The organism is Nocardioides sp. NPDC057772, from assembly GCF_042798075.1.
Classification (GTDB): domain Bacteria; phylum Actinomycetota; class Actinomycetes; order Propionibacteriales; family Nocardioidaceae; genus Nocardioides.
Map to the genome: position 1 here is coordinate 1 of NZ_JBHVKN010000305.1, position 4,040 is coordinate 4,040.

6 protein-coding genes and 1 pseudogene are annotated in these 4,040 nt (G+C 69.6%); all 7 read right to left on the minus strand.

The window, feature by feature from the left end:
• Positions 1-44: 44 nt before the first annotated feature.
• Positions 45-938: pseudogene (coaBC, locus tag ACFVJS_RS26700) on the minus strand (bifunctional phosphopantothenoylcysteine decarboxylase/phosphopantothenate--cysteine ligase CoaBC); the annotation flags it as partial.
• 67 nt (positions 939-1,005) lie between these two features.
• Positions 1,006-1,335, minus strand: a complete 330-nt coding sequence (gene rpoZ / locus ACFVJS_RS26705; RefSeq protein ID WP_378886585.1) for a DNA-directed RNA polymerase subunit omega — start codon at positions 1,333-1,335, stop codon at positions 1,006-1,008.
• 7 nt (positions 1,336-1,342) lie between these two features.
• Positions 1,343-1,978, minus strand: coding sequence for a guanylate kinase (gene gmk / locus ACFVJS_RS26710; protein WP_378886586.1), 636 nt, complete (start codon positions 1,976-1,978; stop codon positions 1,343-1,345).
• Complete coding sequence (gene mihF, locus ACFVJS_RS26715) at positions 1,975-2,295, minus strand: integration host factor, actinobacterial type (RefSeq protein WP_008356752.1); 321 nt, start codon at positions 2,293-2,295, stop codon at positions 1,975-1,977. The genes gmk and mihF overlap by 4 nt, the downstream gene beginning before the upstream one ends.
• Before the next feature lie 186 nt (positions 2,296-2,481).
• Positions 2,482-2,931, minus strand: coding sequence for a hypothetical protein (locus ACFVJS_RS26720; RefSeq protein ID WP_378886587.1), 450 nt, complete (start codon positions 2,929-2,931; stop codon positions 2,482-2,484).
• 126 nt (positions 2,932-3,057) lie between these two features.
• Positions 3,058-3,885 carry an orotidine-5'-phosphate decarboxylase gene (pyrF, locus tag ACFVJS_RS26725; protein WP_378886588.1) on the minus strand — a complete coding sequence of 276 codons (828 nt, stop codon included), beginning with the start codon at positions 3,883-3,885 and terminating at the stop codon, positions 3,058-3,060.
• A complete protein-coding gene (locus ACFVJS_RS26730) occupies positions 3,882-4,031 on the minus strand; it encodes a hypothetical protein (protein WP_378886589.1) in 150 nt (49 codons plus the stop codon). The genes pyrF and ACFVJS_RS26730 overlap by 4 nt, the downstream gene beginning before the upstream one ends.
• Positions 4,032-4,040: the final 9 nt, after the last annotated feature.

Below are 4,040 nucleotides of genomic sequence, written 5' to 3' on the forward strand. Positions count from 1 at the left end.
TCAAAACTCATAAATTCGTAGAACTCGGCCAGGATGTCTTATATCTGCATCAGCTCGATCGTCGGCGCCGAGCCGTCGGACGCCTTCTTGATCTTCGCCTCGCTCACGCCGGTCGGACGGAAGTCGGCCGGAGCCGCCGCCATCACAATCGCGTCCGCGCCGGCGGCCGCGGAGACCACGGCGTCGCGCAGCTCGGCGGTGGTGCCGACACGTACCACCTTCAGGCCGGCCGGGTCGGGCAGGGTCACGTTGGCGGCGACCAGGGTCACCTCGGCGCCGCGGGCGGCCGCCGCGCGGGCGATGGCGTAGCCCTGGAGGCCCGAGGAACGGTTGCCGAGGTAGCGGACCGGGTCCAGGAACTCGCGGGTGCCGCCTGCCGAGACGACGACGTGACGACCGGTCAGGTCGGCGCGGGCACCGTGGGCGAGCACCGCCCGGCACAGCTCGAAGATCTCGCTCGGCTCGGGCAGCCGCCCCTTGCCGGTGTCCTTGCCGGTCAGCCGGCCCTCGGCGGGCTCGATGACGATGTTGCCGCGCTCGCGCAGCGTGGCCACGTTGGCCTGCGTGGCCGGGTGCTCCCACATCTCGGTGTGCATCGCCGGGGCGAACACGACCGGGCAGCGTGCGGTGAGCAGTACGTTGCTGAGCAGATCGTCCGCGAGGCCGTGGGCCGCGCGGGCGAGCGTGTTGGCGGTCGCCGGGGCGACCACCACGAGGTCGGCCTGCTGCCCGATGCGTACGTGCGGCACCTCGGTGATGTTCTCGAAGACGCCGGTGGCGATCTCCTTGCCCGACAGCGCCGCCCAGGTGGGGGCGCCGACGAACTCGAGGGCGGAGGCCGTGGGGACCACGGTCACGTCATGGCCGGACTCGGTGAACCGGCGCAGCAGCTCGGCCGCCTTGTAGGCGGCGATGCCGCCGGCGACCCCTAAGACCACTTTCGGCCGCCTCTCGTCGAGAGCGGCGGCCGGGGTGGTGCTGTTGGTGGACAGCGAAGTGCCTAGATCAGGCGTCCGCGGAGGGCGCCTCGGCGGCAGCGGCCTGAGCGGCGGCAGCCTGGGCGGCCAGCTCGGCCGGGTCGATGTCCTCGCAGGTCAGCAGGTCCTCGTTGATCTCGCGCAGCGCGATCGAGAGGGGCTTCTCCTGAACGTGGGTGTCAACGAGGGGGCCGACGTACTCCAGCAGGCCTTCACCGAGCTGGGAGTAGTAGGCGTTGATCTGGCGAGCCCGCTGCGCGCTGTAGAGAACCAGCTTGTACTTGCTGTCGGTCTTCGTCAGCAGGTCGTCGATCGAGGGGTTGGTCACGCCCTGGGCGTCGATCTGAGGGGCAGCCACGTGAGCCTCACTTGTCGGCTTGGTCGGATTTCTTGCTCGGGAGCCCGAGCGTCATCAAGGTTACCAACTCATCGGCTGCCTGATGAACTTCGTGGTTCACGATGGTGACGTCGAACTCCTTCTCCGCCGCCAGCTCGACCCGCGCAGTCTCGAGGCGGCGCTCCCGCTCGGCCTCGGTCTCGGTGCCACGGCCGACCAGGCGGCGTACGAGCTCGTCCCAGCTCGGCGGGGCGAGGAACACGAAGATGGCCTCGGGCATGGTCTCGCGCACCAGCCGGGCGCCCTGCAGGTCGATCTCGAGCATCGCCGGGCGGCCCTCGGCCAACGCCTTGACGACGGGACCGCGCGGCGTCCCGTAGCGGGCCATGTTGTGGACGGTGGCCCACTCCAGCAGCTCGCCGCCGGCGATCATCGCGTCGAACTCCTCGTCGGAGACGAAGAGGTAATGCACCCCGTGGACCTCGCCCTCGCGAGGCTTCCGGGTCGTCGCCGAGACGGACAAGAAGACCTCGGGATGGTCGTCACGGATCGCCGCGGAGACGGTGCCCTTGCCGACCGCGGTCGGGCCGGCCAGGACCACCAGTCGCTTCTCCTGGCTCTCGCCGGTGCCGGCCGGGGCCTTCTCGTCCGCCATCAGACTCATCGGCGAGCGAACTCCTCGACCAACGCGGCGACCTGCTTGGGGCCGAGGCCCTGCACACGTCGGCTCATCGCGATGCCGAGGCGCTCCATCATCTGGGTTGCCCGCACCTCACCGAGGCCGGGGTGGGAGGTCAGCAGGTCGATGACCTTCATCTTGCCGACGACCTCGTTCTTCTTCCCCTCCTCGATGACCTCGATGACGGACATGCCGCCAGTGCGGACCTTGTTCTTGACAGCAGCCCGCTCCTGGCGCGAGGCCGCGGCTTTGGCGAGCGCGGCAGCGCGCTGTTCAGGGGTGATGTCCGGAGGCAGAGCCACGAAGACTCCCTTTCACGATCAAATGTGTAGTCAACAGGGCAACCGGGTCGCGCGGTACAGGGATCGTGCCCCCCGGCCGAGCGCTGAAAGTAAGCGCTCGCGCCAATCTAGCCATTACGTTGCCGGGGCGGCAATCGGGGTCGCCTATCTGATGCCCATTCGGTTCGGTTCCGGTTCAGTTCCCGTTCACAGCGTCAGCGCGGTGTGACAGACGTCCCGTGCATGCTGCTGGACGCGTACGGACGCCTCCTGCGTCTTCGTGCTGCTCACCTTGGTGGCCGCTTCGGCGATCTTCTTCGCCTCGGCATCGCTGACGCCCTCGGGCGGCTCGCCGTTCTCGTAGTCTTCGGCGGAGACGCCGGCGTCCTCAAGCACGGTGCTGAGCCCCGACACCGCCCCTGTGATCGTCGTCCAGTCCTTCTTGATGTCGTCGGGGGCGTTGCTCTCGAGGTCCTCGAACACGGGCAGGGCCGCGATCAGCCCACCGGTGCCGCCCTCCCCCAGCGTCTTGGTGAGCTCCTCCTGGTGGCCCTTCAGCGACTCGCAGTAGCCCTCGATCGGGTCACCGCACGAGCTCATGGTCGTGGCGAGTATCGGCAGGACGAGGAGCCGGGCGGCCATCCGGAGAGTGGTCATCGGGCCAGTGTGTCAGGCACGGGGGTGGGCGGTTGGTCTAGGTATGCAGCGAAACCGTCTCTTCCCGTGCGGAGCTCCGCTTGGGAAGCGACGGTTCGTCTGCATACCTAGACGAACCGGCAGCCCTCAGCCGAGCTCGTCCCGCAGCCGCAGCGCCTCGTCGCGCAGCGCGGCCACGTCGGGGCCCTTCCGGAGCAGCCCGCGGCTGGTGCTGGCGACCACGTTGGCGTTGGCTGGACCGAAGATCCGGGCGAGGTCGCCCGGGGTGCCGCCCTGCTCACCGAAGCCCGGCGCCAGGATGGGGCCGTTGAACCCGAAGTCGTACGCCACCCCAGCACCGTCCGCGCCGTCGATCGTGGCGCCGACGACCGCGCCGAAGGAGCCCAGCGGCGTCTCGGCCTCGTTCAACCGGCGCAGATGGTCGAGCATCACCCGGCCGACGCTGCGGCCGTCCTCGACCGTTGCGTGCTGCACCTCGGGACCCTCCTTGTTGGAGGTCAGGGCGAGCACGAACAGCCCGGCGTCGAACTTGGCGGCGGTCTCCACGAACGGCGTCAGCGAGCCGAACCCGAGGTAGGGGCTCACCGTCACCGCGTCGGAGCCCAGCGGGCTGGCGGGATCGAGGTAGGCGTCGGCGTACGCCTGGCTCGTGGAGCCGATGTCGCCGCGCTTGATGTCGAGGAGCACCAGCGCCCCCGCGGCCTTCGACTCGGCGATGACACGTTCCAGGACCGCCACGCCGCGCGACCCGAAGCGCTCGTAGAAGGCGCTCTGGGGCTTGACGACCGGGACGTACGGAGCCAGGCCCTCGACCGCGGTCAGCGCGAACCTCTCCAGGCCGGCGAGGTCGTCGTCGAGTCCCCAGTCGAGGAGCAGCGAGGCATGCGGGTCGATCCCGGCACAGAGCCGCCCACGCTCGGCGAGCGCGGCGACGTAGCGGGCACCGAAGCTCATCGAGCCACCCCGTTCGCGATCCGGCGGGCGTAGAGCGGGCCCTCGTAGATGAACCCGGTGTAGCCCTGGAGCAGGTCGGCACCGGCCGCGAGCCGCTCGCGGGCGTCGTCGACGGTGGCGATGCCGCCGACGCCGACGAGGGTCATCTCAGGGCC